The organism is Mycobacterium sp. NGS64 (assembly GCF_059812245.1).
Genome location: NZ_JCALCI010000001.1, coordinates 342,400 through 361,235, shown reverse-complemented (window position 1 = coordinate 361,235; position 18,836 = coordinate 342,400). Strand labels below are relative to the sequence as shown.

17 protein-coding genes are annotated in these 18,836 nt (G+C 70.6%); 8 read left to right on the top strand and 9 right to left on the bottom strand.

What is annotated here, in order from left to right; genetic code table 11:
* Positions 1-1,725 (bottom strand): glycerol-3-phosphate dehydrogenase/oxidase, encoded by a 1,725-nt coding sequence (locus AC5Y4S_RS01815; protein WP_500029375.1) that lies wholly within the window; start codon positions 1,723-1,725, stop codon positions 1-3.
* 56 nt (positions 1,726-1,781) lie between these two features.
* Positions 1,782-3,197: an NAD(P)H-quinone dehydrogenase gene (locus tag AC5Y4S_RS01810; protein WP_500029374.1), complete on the bottom strand. Its 1,416-nt coding sequence runs from the start codon at positions 3,195-3,197 to the stop codon at positions 1,782-1,784.
* An 84-nt stretch (positions 3,198-3,281) separates the two neighbouring features.
* On the opposite strand from AC5Y4S_RS01810, the gene AC5Y4S_RS01805 reads away from it, so the two are divergent.
* Positions 3,282-3,764, top strand: coding sequence for a gamma-glutamylcyclotransferase family protein (locus tag AC5Y4S_RS01805; RefSeq protein ID WP_068187722.1), 483 nt, complete (start codon positions 3,282-3,284; stop codon positions 3,762-3,764).
* Positions 3,765-3,842: 78 nt separating this feature from the next.
* Here the strand turns inward: AC5Y4S_RS01805 and AC5Y4S_RS01800 are convergent, their stop codons facing one another.
* The 3 genes from AC5Y4S_RS01800 to AC5Y4S_RS01790 form a co-directional block, all read right to left on the bottom strand.
* The gene (locus AC5Y4S_RS01800; RefSeq protein ID WP_500032047.1) at positions 3,843-4,724 is read right to left on the bottom strand and encodes a type IV toxin-antitoxin system AbiEi family antitoxin; all 882 of its coding nucleotides are present in this window, start codon (positions 4,722-4,724) and stop codon (positions 3,843-3,845) included.
* Between the two features lie 120 nt (positions 4,725-4,844).
* Complete coding sequence (locus AC5Y4S_RS01795; RefSeq protein WP_500029373.1) at positions 4,845-6,011, bottom strand: M20 family metallopeptidase; 1,167 nt, start codon at positions 6,009-6,011, stop codon at positions 4,845-4,847.
* Complete coding sequence (locus AC5Y4S_RS01790) at positions 6,008-7,210, bottom strand: M20 family metallopeptidase (RefSeq protein ID WP_500029372.1); 1,203 nt, start codon at positions 7,208-7,210, stop codon at positions 6,008-6,010. The genes AC5Y4S_RS01795 and AC5Y4S_RS01790 overlap by 4 nt, the downstream gene beginning before the upstream one ends.
* 148 nt (positions 7,211-7,358) lie before the next feature.
* On the opposite strand from AC5Y4S_RS01790, the gene AC5Y4S_RS01785 reads away from it, so the two are divergent.
* Positions 7,359-8,822, top strand: a complete 1,464-nt coding sequence (locus tag AC5Y4S_RS01785; RefSeq protein ID WP_500029371.1) for a PPE domain-containing protein — start codon at positions 7,359-7,361, stop codon at positions 8,820-8,822.
* A 3-nt stretch (positions 8,823-8,825) separates the two neighbouring features.
* On the opposite strand, the gene AC5Y4S_RS01780 is transcribed toward AC5Y4S_RS01785, so the two are convergent.
* Positions 8,826-9,443 (bottom strand): cutinase family protein, encoded by a 618-nt coding sequence (locus AC5Y4S_RS01780; RefSeq protein ID WP_197519531.1) that lies wholly within the window; start codon positions 9,441-9,443, stop codon positions 8,826-8,828.
* A gap of 88 nt (positions 9,444-9,531) precedes the next feature.
* On the opposite strand from AC5Y4S_RS01780, the gene AC5Y4S_RS01775 reads away from it, so the two are divergent.
* On the top strand, positions 9,532-10,338 hold the full coding sequence (locus AC5Y4S_RS01775; protein ID WP_500029370.1) for a purine-nucleoside phosphorylase: 807 nt from the start codon (positions 9,532-9,534) through the stop codon (positions 10,336-10,338).
* A 4-nt stretch (positions 10,339-10,342) separates the two neighbouring features.
* On the top strand, positions 10,343-11,911 hold the full coding sequence (locus tag AC5Y4S_RS01770; RefSeq protein WP_500029369.1) for a phospho-sugar mutase: 1,569 nt from the start codon (positions 10,343-10,345) through the stop codon (positions 11,909-11,911).
* A gap of 4 nt (positions 11,912-11,915) precedes the next feature.
* Here the strand turns inward: AC5Y4S_RS01770 and upp are convergent, their stop codons facing one another.
* Positions 11,916-12,539, bottom strand: a complete 624-nt coding sequence (gene upp, locus AC5Y4S_RS01765) for a uracil phosphoribosyltransferase (RefSeq protein WP_500029368.1) — start codon at positions 12,537-12,539, stop codon at positions 11,916-11,918.
* Between the two features lie 104 nt (positions 12,540-12,643).
* Between upp and AC5Y4S_RS01760 the strand changes: the two genes are divergently transcribed.
* From AC5Y4S_RS01760 to AC5Y4S_RS01750, 3 genes are all read left to right on the top strand, one after another.
* Complete coding sequence (locus AC5Y4S_RS01760) at positions 12,644-13,483, top strand: alkaline phosphatase family protein (RefSeq protein ID WP_500032044.1); 840 nt, start codon at positions 12,644-12,646, stop codon at positions 13,481-13,483.
* A gap of 52 nt (positions 13,484-13,535) precedes the next feature.
* Positions 13,536-14,849 carry a protein export chaperone SatS gene (gene satS, locus AC5Y4S_RS01755; RefSeq protein WP_500029367.1) on the top strand — a complete coding sequence of 438 codons (1,314 nt, stop codon included), beginning with the start codon at positions 13,536-13,538 and terminating at the stop codon, positions 14,847-14,849.
* A 66-nt stretch (positions 14,850-14,915) separates the two neighbouring features.
* A complete protein-coding gene (locus AC5Y4S_RS01750; protein WP_500029366.1) occupies positions 14,916-15,899 on the top strand; it encodes a VWA domain-containing protein in 984 nt (327 codons plus the stop codon).
* A gap of 4 nt (positions 15,900-15,903) precedes the next feature.
* Here AC5Y4S_RS01750 and AC5Y4S_RS01745 read toward each other — a convergent pair whose 3' ends face one another.
* A complete protein-coding gene (locus tag AC5Y4S_RS01745) occupies positions 15,904-16,911 on the bottom strand; it encodes a VWA domain-containing protein (protein ID WP_085186390.1) in 1,008 nt (335 codons plus the stop codon).
* 53 nt (positions 16,912-16,964) lie between these two features.
* Complete coding sequence (locus tag AC5Y4S_RS01740; protein WP_500029365.1) at positions 16,965-17,999, bottom strand: cupin; 1,035 nt, start codon at positions 17,997-17,999, stop codon at positions 16,965-16,967.
* Positions 18,000-18,157: 158 nt separating this feature from the next.
* Here AC5Y4S_RS01740 and AC5Y4S_RS01735 point away from each other — a divergent pair, with 158 nt between their 5' ends.
* Positions 18,158-18,835, top strand: coding sequence for a GntR family transcriptional regulator (locus AC5Y4S_RS01735; protein WP_500029364.1), 678 nt, complete (start codon positions 18,158-18,160; stop codon positions 18,833-18,835).
* Position 18,836: the final 1 nt, after the last annotated feature.

Below are 18,836 nucleotides of genomic sequence, written 5' to 3'. Positions count from 1 at the left end.
TCAACTCAGCGGTACCGGCTCGAGGATCTCGGCGCGCGCCTCGGGCGCGCTGGCGCGCAATTCGTCCGCCGAGACGTCGTCGGGCTGGGCCTGCGACAGAATTTCGGCCTCCACCCGCGCGGTGTAGTTGGCGACCTCGCGGTCGACGTCCGCGGCAGACCACCCCAGCACGGGCGCCACCACGTCGGCCACTTCGCGGGCGCAGTCGACGCCGCGGTGCGAGTACTCGATGGAGATGCGCATCCGGCGCGCGAGGACGTCCTCCAGGTGCAGGGCCCCCTCGGCGGTGACGGCGTAGAGGGCTTCGACCCTCAGGTAGCCGGGCGCCTCCTTGATCGGGCTGAGCAGGTCGGGAGACTCGGCCGCCAGCTCCAGGACCTCGCCGATCAGCGACCCGTAGCGGTCCAGCAGGTGGCGCACCCGGTACGGGTGCAGGCCCTTCAGCGTGCCGACGTGTTCGACCTGGTTGACCAGCGCGAAATAGCCGTCGGCGCCGAGCAGGATGACCTTCTCGGTGATCGACGGGGCCACCCGGGCAGGGACGAACTGGGCCGCGGCGTCGATCGCGTCGGCGGCCATCACCCGGTAGGTGGTGTATTTGCCGCCGGCGATCGCGACCAGGCCGGGCGCGGGCACCGCCACGGCGTGCTCGCGGGACAGCTTGGACGTCTCCTCGCTCTCCCCGGCCAGCAGCGGCCGCAGCCCGGCGTACACGCCGTCGATGTCCTCGTGCGTCAGCGGCGTGGCCAGCACGGTGTTGACGGTCCCCAGGATGTAGTCGATGTCGGCCTTGGTCGCCGCGGGGTGGGCGAGGTCGAGATTCCAGTCGGTGTCGGTGGTTCCGATGATCCAGTGGCTGCCCCACGGTATGACGAACATCACCGATTTCTCGGTGCGCAGGATGATCGCGACGTCGCTGACGATCCGGTCGCGCGGCACCACGACGTGCACGCCCTTGGACGCGCGGACGTGAAACCGCCCGCGCTGCTTGGACAGCGCCTGAATCTCGTCGGTCCACACCCCGGTGGCGTTGACGACGACGTGGCCGCGGACCTCGGTGATCGAGCCGTCCTCGGAGTCGCGGACCCGCACGCCGGTCACCCGGTCGCCCTCGCGCAGCAGCGCGACCACCTGCGTGGAGGACCGCACCACCGCGCCGTAGTGGGCGGCGGTGCGCGCGACCGTCATGGTGTGGCGGGCGTCGTCGACGACGGTGTCGTAGTAGCGGATCCCGCCGATCAACGACGTGCGCTTGAGGCCCGGGCTCAGGCGCAATGCGCCGGCACGGGTCAAATGCTTTTGCGCCGGAACGGATTTCGCACCGCCCAAGCGGTCGTAGAGGAAGATGCCCGCGGCGGTGTAGGGACGTTCCCAGACCCGATGGGTCAGCGGGAACAGAAACGGCATCGGCTTGACCAGATGCGGCGCCAGCTTGGTCAGCGACAGCTCGCGCTCGTGCAGCGCCTCGCGGACGAGGCCGAACTCGAGCTGCTCGAGGTACCGCAGCCCACCGTGGAACATCTTCGACGACCGGCTCGACGTGCCCGAGGCGAAATCGCGCGCCTCGACCAGCGCCACCTTGAGCCCGCGCGTGGCGGCGTCCAGCGCGCACCCCGAGCCCACCACGCCTCCGCCGATGACCACCACGTCGAACTGCTCGGCGCCCAGCCGCTCCCAGGCGACGGTGCGGTGCTGCGGGCCCAGCGCGTCGATGGGGTCGGTCACTGCGGGGACTCCTGTCCGGTTACTCGTCGGTAGGCGTGCGGTTCCCAGGCTAGTGGCTAATCCAGATCGTCGTGGGCCATCAGCCGGCGCGCGGCCTCGGTGATCGAGCCGGACAGCGAGGGGTAAACGGCCAGCGTCTGCGCCAACTCGTTGACGGTGATGCGGTTGGTCACCGCCACGGCGATCGGCAGGATTAGTTCGGAGGCGATCGGCGCCACCACCACGCCGCCGATCACCACGCCGGTGGACCGCCGGCAGAAGACCTTGACGAAGCCCTGCCGCAGGCCCGACATCTTGGCCCGCGCGTTGGTCCGCAGCGGCAGCATGATGGTGCGCGCCGGCACAGAACCGTCGTCGATCATCGATTGCGGCACCCCGACCGCCGCGATCTCCGGCCGGGTGAACACCGTCGCGGCGACCGTGCGCAACCGGATCGGGGTGACGCCCTCCCCCAGCGCGTGATACATCGCGATCCGGCCCTGCATGGCGGCCACCGACGCCAGCAGCAACAGCCCGGTGCAGTCGCCCGCGGCGTAGATCCCCGGCACCGAGGTGCGCGAAACACGATCCACGGTCAGGTAGTTGCCCGCCCCGAGCTCGATGCCGACGCGCTCCAGGCCCAGGCCGCTGGTGTTGGGGACCGACCCGATGGTCATCAGCGCGTGGCTGCCCTCGACAGTGCGACCATCCGTCATCGTGACCAGCACCCCGGCGTCGGTGCGGGTGACCGACTCGGCGCGCGCGTTCTTGAACAGCTGCACCCCGCGTTCGGCGAACGACTCTTCGAGCACCAGCGCGGCGTCGGCGTCCTCGTAGGGCAGCACCCGGTCGCGGCTGGCCGCCACCGACACCCGCACGCCGAGCTCGGTGTAGGCGTGCACGAATTCGGCGCCGGTCACCCCGGAGCCCACCACGACCAGGTGCTCGGGCAGCGCCTCCAGGTCGTAGAGCTGCCGCCAGGTCAGGATCCGCTCGCCGTCGGGCTTCGCGGTCGGCAGGATCCGTGGGCTGGCGCCGGTGGCGATGAGCACGACGTCGGCCTCGTGCTCGCTGGAGGTGCCGTCTGAGGCGGTGGCCTTGATGCGGTGCTTGGCCAGGCCGGGCGTGGGGTCGACGAGCTCGCCGCGGCCCGCGACCACCTCGACTCCCACGGCGAGCAGCTGGGCGGTGATGTCCGCCGACTGCTCGGTGGCGAGCCGTTTGACCCGGGCGTGGATCTGCGGCAACGAGATCTTCGCGTCCTCGAAGTCGATGTCGAAGCCCAGTCGGGGCGCGCGGCGCAGTTCGGTGCGCAGCCCGGTGGAGGCGATGAACGTCTTGGACGGCACGCAGTCGTCGAGCACGGCCGCCCCGCCGACGCCGTCGGAGTCGATCACGGTGACGTGCGTCGTGTCCGGATGGGAGGTGGCGGCGACCAGCGCGGCTTCGTAACCGGCCGGCCCTCCCCCGAGGATGACAATGCGGGTCACCACGGTCCCTAACCTATCCGGGTGGGCGGGACCCCGCGAATCGCTCGGGTGAATACCGCGCGAGCATGCGACGTCTAAGATTTCCCCGTGCCGCTCTACGCCGCGTACGGGTCGAACATGGATCCCGAGCAGATGCTCAAGCGCGCGCCGCACTCGCCGATGGCCGGAACTGGCTGGCTGCACGGGTGGCGGTTGACGTTCGGCGGGGAGGACATCGGCTGGGAAGGGGCCCTGGCGACGATCGTCGAGGACCCGCAATCGAAGGTGTTCGTCGTTCTCTACGACATGACGCCGGCCGACGAGATCAACCTCGACCGCTGGGAGGGCTCGGAGTTCGGGGTCCACAAGAAGATCCGCTGCCGAGTGGAGCGCATCTCGTCGGACACCACCACCGACCCCGTGCTGGCGTGGCTGTACGTGCTGGACGCCTGGGAGGGCGGCCTGCCCTCGGCGCGTTACCTCGGCGTGATGGCCGACGCGGCCGAAATCGCCGGCGCACCAGAGGATTACGTGCACGATCTGCGGACCCGCCCCGCGCACAACATCGGCCCGGGGACCAGCGGCGCCTAGGGCTTTGTCCCGCGAGCGGCCGTGTCTGTACGCAGACACGGCGACGGGGCCGGCATTTTGCGGCCCGTCGATAGCGCGCTACGCGGCCCTTCGTAGGTGCGTTTCGAGCCGGCGGACAAGTTCGCCCGGCCGATATCTGACGTCCTCGGCGATGATGGGCACGACCAACCACCCCAGCTCCTGAAGGGCAGAGGAGCGTCGCCGGTCCCGCACAAATGCGTCCGGACCGCTGTGCCAGTCCACGCCATCGTATTCGGCGGCGACGCGGCGTTCGGGCCAAGCGAAATCGAGGCGCCAGATACGTCCCTGCAGATCCACGACCTCGTATTGCAGAACCGGCGGCGGTAACCCGCCGTCGATCATGACCAGTCGCGCCTCGCTTTCCATCGGTGACTCCGCCTTGGGGGTAGCCAACTCAAGCAGTTCGCGCACGGTGAAGATGCCGCGTCGGCCGCACTGGCGCACGGCCGCCTGCTCGAGACCGTACCGCCCACACGTCTCGCTTCGCAGTGCCGCATCCAGCGTTGCCAGTGCCCTGGGCCGCCGCAGACGACGGGCGACTTCAATCGCCGTCCAGGCCGGTGTCGTAGCCGGCCGATCGCCGACCATGCTCAACGGCGCGCCCTGGCGCCGGTAGACGACCAAGCCATCGGTCGAGCGGAGCCGCCGCCCGGCAGGGTTTAGCACGTGTAGATCCGGAGTCCGTTCCGTATCGAAGCCGTACGCCGCCGCGGCGGTACCCATGCACACCACGACCGTCGTCCCGGTCGCCAAGTCCAACCCGCGCAGACGCAACGCAGTATTCACCTCAGCGTGGCAGTAGATGCCGTGCCAAACCCGTTGTAGCTCACCGTTGTTCAGCGCTGCCTCGAGCCCGCGACGGGTCAGGAATGTCAGCGCCTGAGCAGAGGTCACCACTCCGCCTTGCGCGTCGAGCAATCGGCTGAACTCTGCGTTCATACGCGCCATCGTCTTGGCGTGAAGTGCCGTCGGCAATTCAGCCCTGTGCAGTCTGCCGAGAGTCCGCAAAATGCCGCTCCACACGGCGTGTCGGCGTACAGACACGCGCGCTCGCGGCGCCTAGAACAGGGCCGCCTGCTCGACGACGTTGACCATCACGCGCAGCCCGATCGCCAGGGCCCGCTCGTCGAGGTCGAAGGTCGGCTGGTGCAGGTCCAGCTGCAGTCCCTCGCCCGACCACACCCCCAGCCGGGCCATCGCGCCGGGAATCTCCTCCAGATACCAGGAGAAATCCTCACCGCCGCCGGACTGGCGGGTGTCGGCCAGCGCGTCGGGGCCGACGGCCTCGATCGCGTGGGTCAGGATCCGCGTGGAGATGTCCTCGTTGACCACCGGCGGCACGCCGCGGCGGTATTGCAGCGTGTGCTCGATCGCCAGCGGGGATAGCAGCGCGGACACGGTCTCGCGGATGACCTCCTCGAGCGCGATCCAGGTCTGGCGGCTCGCGGTGCGCACGGTTCCCGCGAGCACGCCGGTTTGCGGGATCGCGTTGGGGGCCACGCCTGCGTTCACCGCGCCCCACACCAACACCGTGCTGTTGCGCGGGTCGATGCGGCGCGACAGCACCCCCGGCAGCCCGGTGATCAGCGTGCCCAGGCCGTAGACCAGGTCGGCGGTCAGGTGCGGGCGCGACGTGTGCCCGCCGGGCGAATACAGCGTGATCTCCATCTGGTCGGCCGCCGAGGTGATCGGGCCCTGCCGGACCGCGACCCTGCCGACCTCGAGGCGGGGATCGCAATGCAGCGCGAAGATCCGCGACACCCCGGACAACGCCCCGGCGGCTATGGCGTCGATCGCCCCGCCCGGCATCAACTCCTCGGCGGCCTGGAAGATCAGTCGCACCCCGACGGGCAGCTCCGGCACGGAGCTCAGCGCCAGCGCCGTACCCAGCAGGATCGCGGTGTGTGCGTCGTGCCCGCAGGCGTGCGCGACGTTGGGCATCGTCGACGCGTACGGCGCCCCGGTCAGCTCGGCCATCGGCAGCGCGTCCATGTCGGCCCGCAGCGCGATCCTCGGCTCGTGCTCGGGACCCATGTCGCAGATCAGCCCGGTACCCGGCAGCAGCTTCGGCTTCAGCCCCGCATCGACCAGGCGCTCGGCGACGAACTGCGTGGTGGCGAACTCCTGCCGCCCCAACTCCGGGTAGCGATGGATGTGCCGCCGCCACTCCACCAGGTCCTGGTGGTGCGCGGCCAACCACGATTCGGCGGTGTCGACGAGGCTCATGCGCGCGCCCCGCCGGGTCTGCGCTCCAGCGCGGCCAGCACCCGATCGCGCTGTTCGGGGGCCTGGGCGAGCTGAACCACCGTGCGCGCCAACATGATCGCGCCGTCGACGACGGCGCGGTCGGCGCTGGGGCCGGCGGCCGCCGCCGCGAAGGCGCGCTGGTGCACGGTGGCGCCGCCGGCGTCCACCCCGACGACCGGATGGATGCCCGGGAGGAACTGCGTGACGTTGCCCATGTCGGTGCTGCCCATGGGCAACGCCGCCTCGTACTCGCGGGCCACCGGCTCGCGCCCGAGCCGGCGCATCTCCTCCCGGAAGACATCGGATAGCCACTCGTCGGGCTTGAGTTCGTCGTATGCGGGCGCCGGATTGTCGATTTCGTACTCGCAGCCGGTGGCAAGAGCGCCCGCCGCGAAGCACGCGTACATCCTGCCCTCCAGCTGTCTCAGCGAATCCGACTCGACCGCCCGCATCGCATACTGCAGCGCCGCGTGCCCGGGGATGACGTTGACCGCCTGCCCGCCGTCGGTGACGATCCCGTGCACCAGTTGGCCGGGCGCCAGTTGCTGCCGCAACAGCCCGACGGCCACCTGCGCGACGGTCACGGCGTCGGCGGCGTTGACCCCCTGATGCGGCGCGACGGCAGCATGGGATTCCTTGCCACGGTAGTGCACGGTCGCTTCGGAGAGCGCGAGCGAGCGGGCCGCCGCGATGTCGGCGGGCCCGGGATGCAGCATCGCCGCCGCCGCGACGTCGTCGAACACCCCGGCGCGCAGCAGCAGCGCCTTGCCGCCGCCGGCCTCCTCGGCGGGGGTGCCGATCAGGGCCACCCGCAGGCCCAGGTCGTCGGCCACCTCGGCCAGCGCCAGCGCGGTGCCCACCGCCGACGCCGCGATGATGTTGTGCCCGCACGCGTGCCCGATCTCGGGCAGCGCGTCGTACTCGGCGCACACCCCGACGGTCAGCGGTCCGCTGCCGAAGTCGGCGCGGAAGGCGGTGTCCAGGCCGCCCGCGGAAGCGGTGATCTCAAAACCGCGCTCGGCGACCAGCGCCTGGGCCTTGGCGCAGCTGCGGTGCTCGGCGAACGCAAGCTCCGGCTCGGCGTGGATGGCGTGGGACAACTCGACGAGGTCGGCGCCCCGTCGTCGCACGACGTCCTCGACGCTGTCCAACGGGTCGTCTAACGAGCGAGCGGGCATCTTCGCAGTATCTCACCGCCCCGAGCCGCGCCCACGAAACCAAACCGTTTCGCCACTTTTGGGCCTACAACTGGACTTAAAGTATGTAATTCTGCTATCTATATGACGTCCAGTCAGAAATGTGGCCGAAAGCAGAAGGAACCCACTGATGAGTTTTTTGGTGTTGCCCCCCGAGATCAACTCGTTGCGGATGTTCGTCGGAGCGGGGTCGGCACCCATGCTAGAGGCCGCGGCCGCCTGGGACGGCCTGGCCTCCGAGCTCGCGTCGGCGGCGTCGTCGTTCGCGTCCGTGACCTCCGAGCTGACCGGGCAGGCGTGGCAGGGCCCGGCGGCGGCGGCGATGATGGCGGCGGCCACCCCCTACGCCGGCATCCTGAGCGCGGCCGCCACCCAGGCGCAGAACGCGTCGGCGCAGGCCCAGGCCGTCGCCGCTGTGTTCGAGTCCTCGCTGGCGGCGACGGTGCACCCCGTGATGGTCGCGTCCAACCGCAGCGACCTGGTGTCCCTGGTGATGTCGAACCTGTTCGGCCAGAACGCCCCCGCGATCGCGGCCACCGAGGCCGAGTACGAGCAGATGTGGGCCCAGGACGTGGCCGCAATGGTCGACTATCACGCCGGCGCGTCCGCCGCGGCGACCCAGCTGGCGGCGTCCGGCCCGCTGGAGTTCATCGAACAAAACATCTTCAAGCCGCTGGAAGCCCTGCCGGGTATCAATTTCGCGGGCATCGGCAACTCGCACCTGATCACCCTGGGCATCGGGAACTCGCAGTCCTGGAACCTGGGCAGCGGCAACCTGGGTGAGCTGAACCTCGGCAGCGGCAACATCGGCAACGTCAACCTGGGCAGCGGCAACTTCGGCCACTGGGACCTGGGCAGCGGCAACATCGGCAGCTTCAACTTCGGCAGCGGCAACACCGGCGGCTTCAACCTGGGCTTCGGCAACAACGGCGGCTACAACCTGGGCTTCGGCAACCTCGGCAGCAACAACTTCGGCCTCGGCAACCTGGGCTCGGGGAACTTCGGCTTCGGCAACACGGGCACCGGCAACATCGGCATCGGGCTCACCGGCGACCATCAGATCGGGTTCGGCGGCCTGAACTCCGGCCTCGGCAACATCGGGTTCGGCAACTCGGGCACCAACAACATCGGCTTCTTCAACTCCGGCACCGGCAACATCGGCATCGGCAACTCGGGCCAATTCAACTGGGGCGTGGGCAATTCGGGAGCCCTGACCGCGGGGCTGTTCAACTCGGGATCGAGCGACACCGGATTCTTCAACTCCGGTGACTACTGCACCGGCGCCTTCAACGCGGGCAACTACAACACCGGCATCTTCAACGCGGGCAGCACCAACACGGGCCTGTTCAATTCCGGCGACCTGAACACCGGCGCGGGCAACCTGTTCACCGGGAGCGGCGCCAGTTCGGGTTTCGGCAACCTCGGCACCGGGAGCTCGGGCTTCAACAACGCCGGTGACTTCGCCTCCGGGGTCGGCAACACCGGCGATTACGTCTCGGGCTTCTTCAACGCGGGGATCAACGGCGCCGTGACCGGGACGCCGTCGGCCTTCGCCTCGGGCGTCAACGCGCTGCGCAGCCTCCTGGGCCTGTAGCGGCTACACCAGCCCGGCGATGAACCCCGCCGCCTGGCCGGGGTACGGCGGCGCTTCGTACACGTGGTGCGCGTCGCGGTCGCGACCGCCGACGACGCAGACCGGATCGCCGTCGCTGCACAGGTCGATGGCGCGACCGGCCCACGCGCCGGTCGACGACAGCGGCGTGTTGAAGCGGTTGCCGGGATTGCCGAACACCGCGACCGCCCGCACCTTGTCGGCCAGGGCGGGATCCAGCGCCGGAGCCGATCCGAAGTTGCCGATGCGCTGCCCGAGGGGCGGCACCCCCGCCAGCATGGACACCGCGGCGGCGCCCTGCGAGAAGCCCCCGAGCACCAGCCGCGTCGCCGGGCACTGCTCGACCATCTGCGCGATGTGATCGCGCGCGTCGTTGGCGCCGTCGGCCGTCGTCAGGAAGTTGTAGCTGGCCGGATAGTTCACCGGATACGCGTCGACGTGGCGCGCCCCGAGGGCAGGCTGCAGCGCGGCGAACAGCGCGTCGCCCACCGCCCCCAGGCCGGGCGGCTCGGCGGTGCCGCGGGCGAAGATGAGCTGGACATCGGGACACGGGTCGGCCGCCGCCGCCGGCGCCCGGCCGCACGCGATCACGACCGCCGACACCGCAACGGCAACCACCAGAGGAAAATTCGACCACCCACGACGACGCATACGGCAGATCCTCACATACGCCGGGATAAGCTCGCCGACTGTGGCCGAACCCCTGCCCGATCCCGACGAGCTCGCACGGCGCGCGGCGCGGGCCATCGCCGAGCGCACCGGGGTTGCCCAGCACGACGTCGCCATCGTCCTCGGCTCGGGATGGCGGCCGGCGGTTGCCGCGCTCGGCCCCCCGATCGTCTCGCTGGCCCAGGCCGACCTGCCCGGGTTCGCGCCGCCGACCGCCGTCGGGCACACCGGTGAGCTGTTGTCGGTGCGCATCGGCGCGCATCGGGTGCTGGTGCTGGTCGGTCGCGTCCACGCCTACGAGGGGCACGACCTGTGCCACGTCGTGCACGCGGTGCGGGCGGCCTGCGCGGCGGGCGTGCACACCGTGGTGCTCACCAACGCGGCCGGCGCGCTGCGCCCCGACCTGGAGGTCGGCCGGCCGGTGCTGATCAGCGACCAGCTGAACCTCACGGCGCGCTCACCGCTGGTCGGCCCGCAGTTCGTGGACATGACCGACGCCTACGCGCCGCGGTTGCGCGAGCTCGCCCGCGCCGCCGACCCGGAGCTGACCGAAGGCGTCTACGCCGGCCTGCCCGGGCCGAACTACGAGACGCCCGCGGAGATCCGGATGCTGCGGGTGCTGGGCGCCGACCTGGTCGGCATGTCGACGGTGCACGAGACCATCGCGGCCCGCGCGGCCGGCGCGGAGGTGCTGGGGGTGTCGCTGGTGACCAACATGGCCGCGGGGATCTCCGGAGAACCGTTGAGCCACAACGAGGTGCTGGCCGCCGGGACCGCCTCGGCCAGCCGGATGGGCGCGCTGCTGGCCGACGTGGTGGCCCGGCTGTGACGACGTGACGCCGGAGGAGTGGATCGCCCACGATCCCGACCCGACGACGGCCGCCGAACTCGCCGCCCTGGATCCCGACGAGCTGGCCGCGCGGTTCGCCCACCCGCTCGCCTTCGGCACCGCGGGGCTGCGCGGGCCGGTGCGCGGCGGGCCCGACGCGATGAACGTCGCGGTGGTCTCGCGCGCGACGTGGGCCGTCGCGCAGGTGCTGGCCGGTCGGGGCCCGGTGATCGTCGGCCGCGACGCCCGGCACGGCTCGGCGGTGTTCGCCACCGTGACCGCCGAAGTTCTTGCCGCCGAAGGCTTTTCGGTGCTGCTGCTGCCGGGACCGGTGCCGACGCCGGTGGTCGCGTTCGCGGTCCGCCGCACCGGCGCGGCCGCCGGCGTGCAGATCACGGCGTCGCACAACCCGCCGGCCGACAACGGCTACAAGGTGTACTTCGAGGGCGGCATCCAGATCGTCTCCCCCACCGACCGCCGGATCGAGGCTGCGATGGCCGCGGCTCCCCCGGCCGACCAGATCGCCAGGCGCGCCGTGGAACCCGCCCACACCGATCTCGTCGAGCGGTACCTCGAGCGGGCGGCCGCGGTGCGCCGCGGCGCCGGGTCGGTGCGGGTCGCGCTGACACCGCTGCACGGCGTGGGCGGCGCGGTGGCGGTGGAGGCGTTGCGCCGCGCGGGATTCGCCCAGGTGCACACCGTCGGGGCCCAGTTCGCGCCGGACCCCGACTTTCCCACCGTCGCCTTCCCCAACCCCGAGGAGCCCGGCGCCACCGACGCGCTGCTCGCGCTGGCCGACGACACCCGCGCCGACGTGGCGATCGCGCTGGACCCCGACGCCGACCGCTGCGCCGTCGGCATCCCGACGGTATCGGGGTGGCGGATGCTGTCCGGCGACGAAACCGGTTGGCTACTAGGCGATTACATCTTGTCCCACCAAGGGCCCGGCACGCCCGTGGTGGCCAGCACCGTGGTGTCGTCGCGGATGCTCGCGGCGATCGCCGCCGAACACGGCGCCACCCACGTCGAGACCCCTACCGGCTTCAAGTGGCTGGCGCGCGCCGATTCCGGCGTCAAGGGCGGCAGGCTGGTCTACGCCTACGAGGAGGCGATCGGCCACTGCGTCGACCCGGATGCCGTGCGCGACAAGGACGGCATCAGCGCGGCGGTGCTGGTGTGCGACCTGGTGGCCGCGCTGAAGGACCGGGGCCGCTCGGTGTCCGACGCGCTCGACGACCTCGCCCGCCGCCACGGCGTGCACGACGTCGCCGCGGTGTCGCGCCGCGTCGCCGACGCCGGCGAGGCCGCCGAGCTGATGCGGCGGCTGCGGGCGGCGCCGCCGGCCCGGCTGGCCGGCTTCCCCGCCACACTCACCGACCTCACCGACGCGCTGATCTTCACCGGCGGCGACGGGCAAACCTCGGCGCGGGTGGTGGTGCGCCCGTCGGGCACCGAACCGAAGCTGAAGTGCTACGCGGAGATTCGCTGCGCGCCGACGGACGACCTGGCCCCGGCCCGCGCCCGGGCCCGGGCGCTGCGCGACGAGCTGGTCTCGGACGTGCGCAACTGGTAGCCAGCTAGCGCGGCCCGAATTGGCGGTCGCCCGCGTCGCCGAGGCCCGGCACGATGTAGGCGATCTCGTTGAGGCGGTCGTCGACGGCCACCGTGAAGAGCCGCGCGTTCGGCGCCGCTTTCTCAAGCGCCGCAACGCCTTCCGGCGCGGCCACCGCGCACAGCGCGGTGATGTCCGACGCGCCGCGCCGATGCAGCGCCCCGATCGTGTGGCACATCGACCCGCCGGTGGCCAGCATCGGGTCCAACACGATCACGGGCGCGCCGGTCAGGTCGTCGGGCAACGACTCGAGATATCCCGTCGCGCAATGGGTTTCCTCGTCGCGGGCCACGCCGACGAAGCCCACCCGCGCTTCGGGAAGCAGCTCCAGCGCGCGCTCGAGCATGCCTAGGCCCGCGCGCAGCACCGGCACCAGCAGGGGCGGGTCGGCCAGCCGCACCCCGACCGTCTCGGCCAGCGGCGTGCGGATGGGAAAGGTCTCGCGGGCGGCGTCGCGGGTGGCCTCGTAGACCAGCATTGCGGTCAGCTCCCGCAACCCGGCCCGGAAGTGCGCGTTGTCGGTGCGTTCGTCGCGCAGCGTCGTCAGCCGGGACAGGGCCAGCGGATGATCAATGACGCGCACGTCCATGGGGTTTGACCCTATATAACGATTGCGCGTAGCAACGCCGAAAGCCCGCGTCGGCGCCGTCGGGCGGGCCCTTCCGCCCATATACTCCCGGCGTGCTGAGCGCAATCAAAGGCCTGGCCGGCGCCGCGGCGTTGGTGGGCCTGGCGATCGTCCCGTCGGCGCCGCGGGTGGAGCTCGCGGCGGCCGCGCTGCCGCAGCCGGCGCACGTGGTGATCGTGGTGGAAGAGAACCGCGCGGCGACCACCATCATCGGCAACAAGTCGGCGCCGTTCATCAACGCGCTGGCCGCGGGCGGGGCGAACATGGTGCAGTCGTTCGCCGAGGCGCATCCCAGCGAGCCCAACTACCTGGCGCTGTTCGCCGGCAGCACCCTTGGGGTGACCAAGGACTCGTGCCCGGTCGACGGCGGCGCCACCCCCAACCTGGGGTCCGAACTGCTGGCCGCCGGGTACAGCTTCGTCGGTTACGCCGAGGGCCTGCCCGCGCCGGGCTCGCCGGTGTGCAGCGCCGGCAAATATGCGCGAAAGCACGTGCCGTGGGCCAACTTCAGCAATGTGCCGGCCGCCAACTCGCTGCCGTTCTCGGCCTTCCCGATGGGCAACTACGCCGCGCTGCCGACGGTGTCGTTCGTCATTCCCAACAACGACGACAACATGCACGACGGCTCGATCGCGCAGGCCGACGCGTGGCTGAGCCGCGAGCTGTCGGGCTACGCCAACTGGGCGGTGGCCAACAACAGCCTGCTGATCGTGACGTGGGACGAGGACGACGGCGGCCCCCGCAACCAGATCCCGACCGTGATCTACGGCGCCCACGTGCAGCCGGGCAACTACACCGAGCAGATCAACCACTACAGCGTGCTGTCCACGCTGGAGCAGATGTACGGGCTGCCGAAGACCGGCTACGCGGCCGGCGCCGCGCCGATCGCGACGATCTGGGCCTAGATCGATTGCCCGGGGCCGGGTGGCCGCGCCGCCCGTCGCTATTGTGTGCCGCATGGCTGCTGACCTCGTGCCGATCCGCCTGAGCCTGTCCGCCGGTGACCGCTACACCGTGTGGGCGCCCCGCTGGCGCGACGCCGGAGACGAGTGGGAGGCGTTCCTGGGCAAGGACGAGGACCTGTACGCGTTCTCCTCCGTCGCCGACCTGGTCGCGTTCGTGCGCTCGGGCGCCGACAACGACCTGACGGATCACCCGGGGTGGGCGGACCTGACGTCGGCGCACGCGCACACCTTCGAGCCCGGCGAGGACCGGCAGTTCGATCTGGTCGCCGTCGAGGAACTGGTGTCGGAGAAGCCGACCGAGGAGTCGGTGAACGCGCTCGCGGGCGTGCTGGCGATCGTGTCGTCGATCGGATCGGTGTGCGAGCTGGCGCCGGTGTCGAAGTTCTTCAACGGCAACCCCAATCTCGGCACGGTGGCCGGCGGCATCGACACCTTCACCGGCAAGGCGGGCCAGAAGCGCTGGAACGCGATCGCCGAGGTGATCGGCCGCAGCTGGGACGACGTGCTCGCCTCGATCGAGGAGATCATCAGCACGCCCGAGGTCGACGAGGACGCGTCGGCCAAGGCCGCCGAGGAACTGGCCGAGGAGCGCGAAGAGCCCGAAGAGGAGGCCGAGGCCGACGAAGAGGAAGCCGTCCAGGACGGGGACACGGACCTGGACGAAGACGAAGCCGAAGACGAAGAGGTCGAAGAGGAAAAGCCAGAAGAGGCCGAGGAGGAGAACCGCGCGCCCGGCGACACCGTCGTGCTGGGCGGCGACGAGGACTTCTGGGTGCAGGTCGGCATCGACCCGATCCGCATCATCACCAGCTCAGGCACGTTCTACACGCTGCGCTGCTACCTGGACGACCGGCCGATCTTCTTGGGCCGCAACGGGCGGATCAGCGTGTTCGGCTCGGAGCGGGCGCTGGCCCGCTACCTGGCCGACGAGCACGACCACGACCTGGCCGACCTGAGCACCTACGACGACATCCGCACGGCCGCCACGGACGGCTCACTGGCGGTGGACATCACCGACGAAAACATCTACGTGCTGAGCGGGCTGGCCGACGACTTCGCCGAGGGGCCCGACGCCGTGGACCGCGACCAGCTCGACCTGGCCGTCGAGCTGCTCCGCGACATCGGCGACTACTCCGAGGAGAGCACGGTGGACAAGGCGCTGGACACCGCCCGCCCGCTGGGCAAGCTGGTGGGCCACGTGCTGGAGCCCGACTCGGTCGCCAAGCCGACACCCCCGTACGCGGCCGCCGTGCGCGAGTGGGAGAAGTTGGAGCAGTTCGTCGACGGGCGGCTCCGGCGGGAGTAGGCCGGGAACAGGGCGCGAGACGCGCCGCGTTTGACGGGCCACCGAGACTGCTCTTTACTGGCGCAGGTGTCGCTTCCCGGCATCGGCCCCCTGCCCCTGTACGGATTCCAGCGTCCGGGCCTGCTGCTCTTCGCTCTGATCCCGCTGGCGCTGCTGGCCGTCTATGTCGTGGTGCAGGCCCGTCGCCGGCAGCGGCTGCGCCGCTTCACCGAGGCCGAGGTGCCGCAGTCGTGGTGGCGGCACGTTCCCATCGCGGTTGCGCTGCTGTCGCTGTTCCTGTTGACCGTCGCCCTGGCCACGCCCACGCACGACATGCGCATCCCGCGCAACCGCGCCTGCGTCGTGCTGATCATCGACATGTCGAACTCGATGCGCGCGACGGACGTCGAACCCAACCGGCTCAAGGCGGCCGAGCAGGCGGCCAGCCAGTTCGCCAGCCAGCTGACGCCGGGCATCAACCTGGGACTGGTCGGCTTCGCGGGCACGCCCTATCTCCTGGTGCCGCCGACCCCGCAGCACGAGGCCACCCTCGAGGCGCTGAAGAAGCTCGAGTTCGCCGACGGGACGGCGACCGGGGAGGCGATCTTCACCGCGCTGCACGCGGTCGGCGCCGCGGCCATCACCGGCGGGGACACGCCGCCGCCGGCGCGGATCGTGCTGCTGTCCGACGGCGGCGAGAACAAGCCGACCGACCCCAGCGACCCGCACGACGGCGCGTTCACTGCCGCGCGGCTGGCCAAGGACCAGGGCGTGCCCATCTCGACGATCTCGTTCGGCACCAAGGGCGGGGAGATCGAGATGAACGGGCAGCGCGTCGCCGTCCCGGTGTCGACCGACCAGATGCGCAAGATCGCCCAGCTCTCCGGCGGGCAGTCCTACACCGCCACCAACATCGGCGAGCTGAACAAGAGCTACAACGCCATCGAGAACGACATCGGGTTCCGCACGGTGCCCGGCCCCGGCAGCGCCGGCTGGCTGCGCCTGGGCGTCGTCGTCGCGCTGATCGCAGCGGCGCTGGGCCTGCTGATCAACCGGCGCCTGCCGATCTGAGCGATCAGGCGGGCAGCCGCCGGTTGAGGAACAGGCCGGCCAGGACGGCGCCCGCCAGCAGCACCGCGCCCAGCATCATCCAGGCCAGGCTGGCGTCGCCCTTGACGGTCTGGTAGCCGATCTGGCGCTGCAGCGTCGAATAGACGCTCTCCAGCGACTCCAGGCTGTCCGCGTGGAACGCCTGGCCGTCGGTGATCTTGGTGATCTCCTGCAGCGTCTGGTCGTCGACGGGGACCGGGATGGTGGCGCCCTCGTACTCCACGGTGCCGTAGGGCGTGCCGAAGGAGATCGTCGAGATCTGCACCTCCTCGGCCTTGGCCGCCCGCGCCGCGGTGAACGCGCCCTGCGGCGCGTTGGGGTCCAGCGGCACGTTTTCGGCGCCGTCGGATTCCAGCACGATCCGCGCGGGCGGCGGCCCTTCGCCGCCGCCCATCACCGAGCCGACCGTGGCGATCGCCTGCAGCGCCGTGAAGATGCCCTCCCCCGTCGCGGTTTTCGGCGCCGGCTTCAACCCGTCGATCGCCGCCTTCACCGCGGCGCGGTTCGTCGTCGGCGACACCAGCAGCGAGGCGTTGGCGGCGAATTCGACCAGGCCCAGGTTGATGGCCGGCGTCAGCTCATCGGCGAATTTCTTGCCGGCCTCCTGCGCGGCGGCCAGCCGGTTGGGGGCGACGTCGGTGGACGCCATCGATTCCGAGACGTCGATGACCAGCACCACGACCGCGCGGTTGAGCGGTATCCGGATGTCCGACGTCGGCCCGGCCATGGCAGTGGTCAACAGCACGAGCGACGCGGCGAGCAGGATCGTCGGCACGTGCCGCCACCGGCCGGAGCGCAGCGGCGCGACCCGCTCCAGCACCTCCATGTTCGCGAACCGCAGCACCCGACGCCGACGGGCGAACTGCACCACGACGTAGATCCCGGTCAGCAGCGCCACGGCCAGCAGGAACAGGAAGAACCAGGCGTTCTGGAAGCCCGTCAGCGACACGGGTCCCAGCAGCGGCAGCTTCATGTCCAGCCACCCTATTCGTCAAACGACGGGGCTGCATCGAGGCCGCGTGGACTCTAGCCGGCGACCAGATCCCGGCGCTGGGTGAACTTGATGTCCAGGCTGCGCAGGTGGGTCTGCAGCCCGGCGTCCTGGATGGGGATCAGGTGGGCGGGCGTGTCCGTCTCGTTGTAGTGGGCGTGCCACATGCCCGGCGGGGTGGTGAAGGCGCCGCCGGCCTGCCACTCCACCCGGATCGGGTCGACGATGTCGCCGCGCTCGTCGAGGCGGGTGCCCAGCAGCGTGTAGCAGCCGCTCGGGGGCGCGTCGAGGATCAGGTCCAGCGCGACCGACTGGTGCCGGTGTGGGCGCTGCTCCTGCTGCGGGGGCAGCACGCCGAACATCGCCCACAGCACGTGGGTGATGGTCATCGTCTGCTCCTGGTTGGCGTTGGCCAGCAGCACGCTGACCCGGCTCTTCTCGTTGGCGCCCGGCCGGGCGGCGATCTCCTCCAGCTTGGCCACCGCGTCGGATCGGCAGAACTTGGTGGGACGGAACCGCGGCTGGGTGGCCGTCACGCCGAGGTAGCGCAGCAGGGGCTCGTCGTGGACCCAGTACATGACGGTCTCGGCGTCGGCGTAGAACACCGAATCGTTGCCGGCGGGCAGGGTCAGGAAGTCACCCTTCTCCCACTTGACGAGCCGGCCGTTGATCGCCGCGAAGCCCCGCCCGTACAGCACGTAGTACAGCTGCGAGGTGGCGTTCGGGCAGGCGTCGATCTGCTCGCCGGCGCGGATGCGGACGAAGTTGGCCAGCAGGGCGGGGCTGGTCGCCGGCCCGGTGTCGATGCCGAGCTGCCCCGACAGGTCGAGCGGGAAAACGCCCGTCGGCCGGTCGAGGTAGATCTCCGGACCGAAGCGGGTAATCGGAACCTGCGGGGCATGTCCGGACCCGATCGGGTTGGCGGCCTTCGAGTACTCGAAATAACAGGCGTCGTCGGCCCAGTCTTCGAACCGGCCCTCGAAGCCGAATTCGGCGACGTTGGTCATGGGCGCGGGGACGGTCGGGTCCAGGTTTGGGACCACCGATTGGTCTGTTCCCAAGGTCGACATGGCAGGAATCCTTCGGCTAAGGTGCGTCTTGTACCTCTAACGTATCTTTCTTGTATCTCAGTGGTCAAGCGAGGGCCCGCCGGTGTTCGTTTGGTGTACCTTCATGGGACACATCTGGGATACGACTTAGCTCCAAGAAAGGCCTCAAGGAAGGCATGGTGGCTGTCACCAACCCGCGCGCCGGCACGGCCAAGGACCGCGCCCTGGAGTACGTCAAGGCGCAAGTGCTCACCGGCCGGTTTCCGGGCGGGGAGTTGATCAGCGAAGGCGACGTCGCCGCCGCGCTGGGCATGTCGCGGACCCCGGTCCGCGAGGCGTTCCTCCGGCTGGAGGCCGAGGGCCTGCTGCGGTTGTTCCCGCAGCGCGGCGCCCTCGTCGTCCCGGTGTCCCCCGACGAGGCCCGTTCCGTCATCGAGGCGCGGCTGATCCTGGAACAGTTCGCGACGACGAAGGTGGTGGCGCGCGGCCCCGCCGCCCGCGCCGCGGTGTACGAACGGCTGTCGGGCGAGCTGAAGCGGCAACGCGACGCCGCCACGGCCGGCGACTGGCGCGAATTCCTGGACGCCGACCGCGCCTTTCACACGGTGACGCTGGAGGAATCCGGCAACGCCATCTTGGCCGGGTTCTACTCGTCGCTGCGCGACCGCCAGATGCGGATGATCGGCGAATCGGCGTTCGGCGACCCGGGCCGGATGACGACGATCATGGACGAACACCGCGTCATCGCCGAGGCGCTGCGCGACGGCGACCTGCCGGGCGCGCTGAGCGCCGTCCAGACCCACCTGGCCAGCACCGTGCGGGCGATCGGCATCACCGTCGATCCGCTGTCGGTGTAGC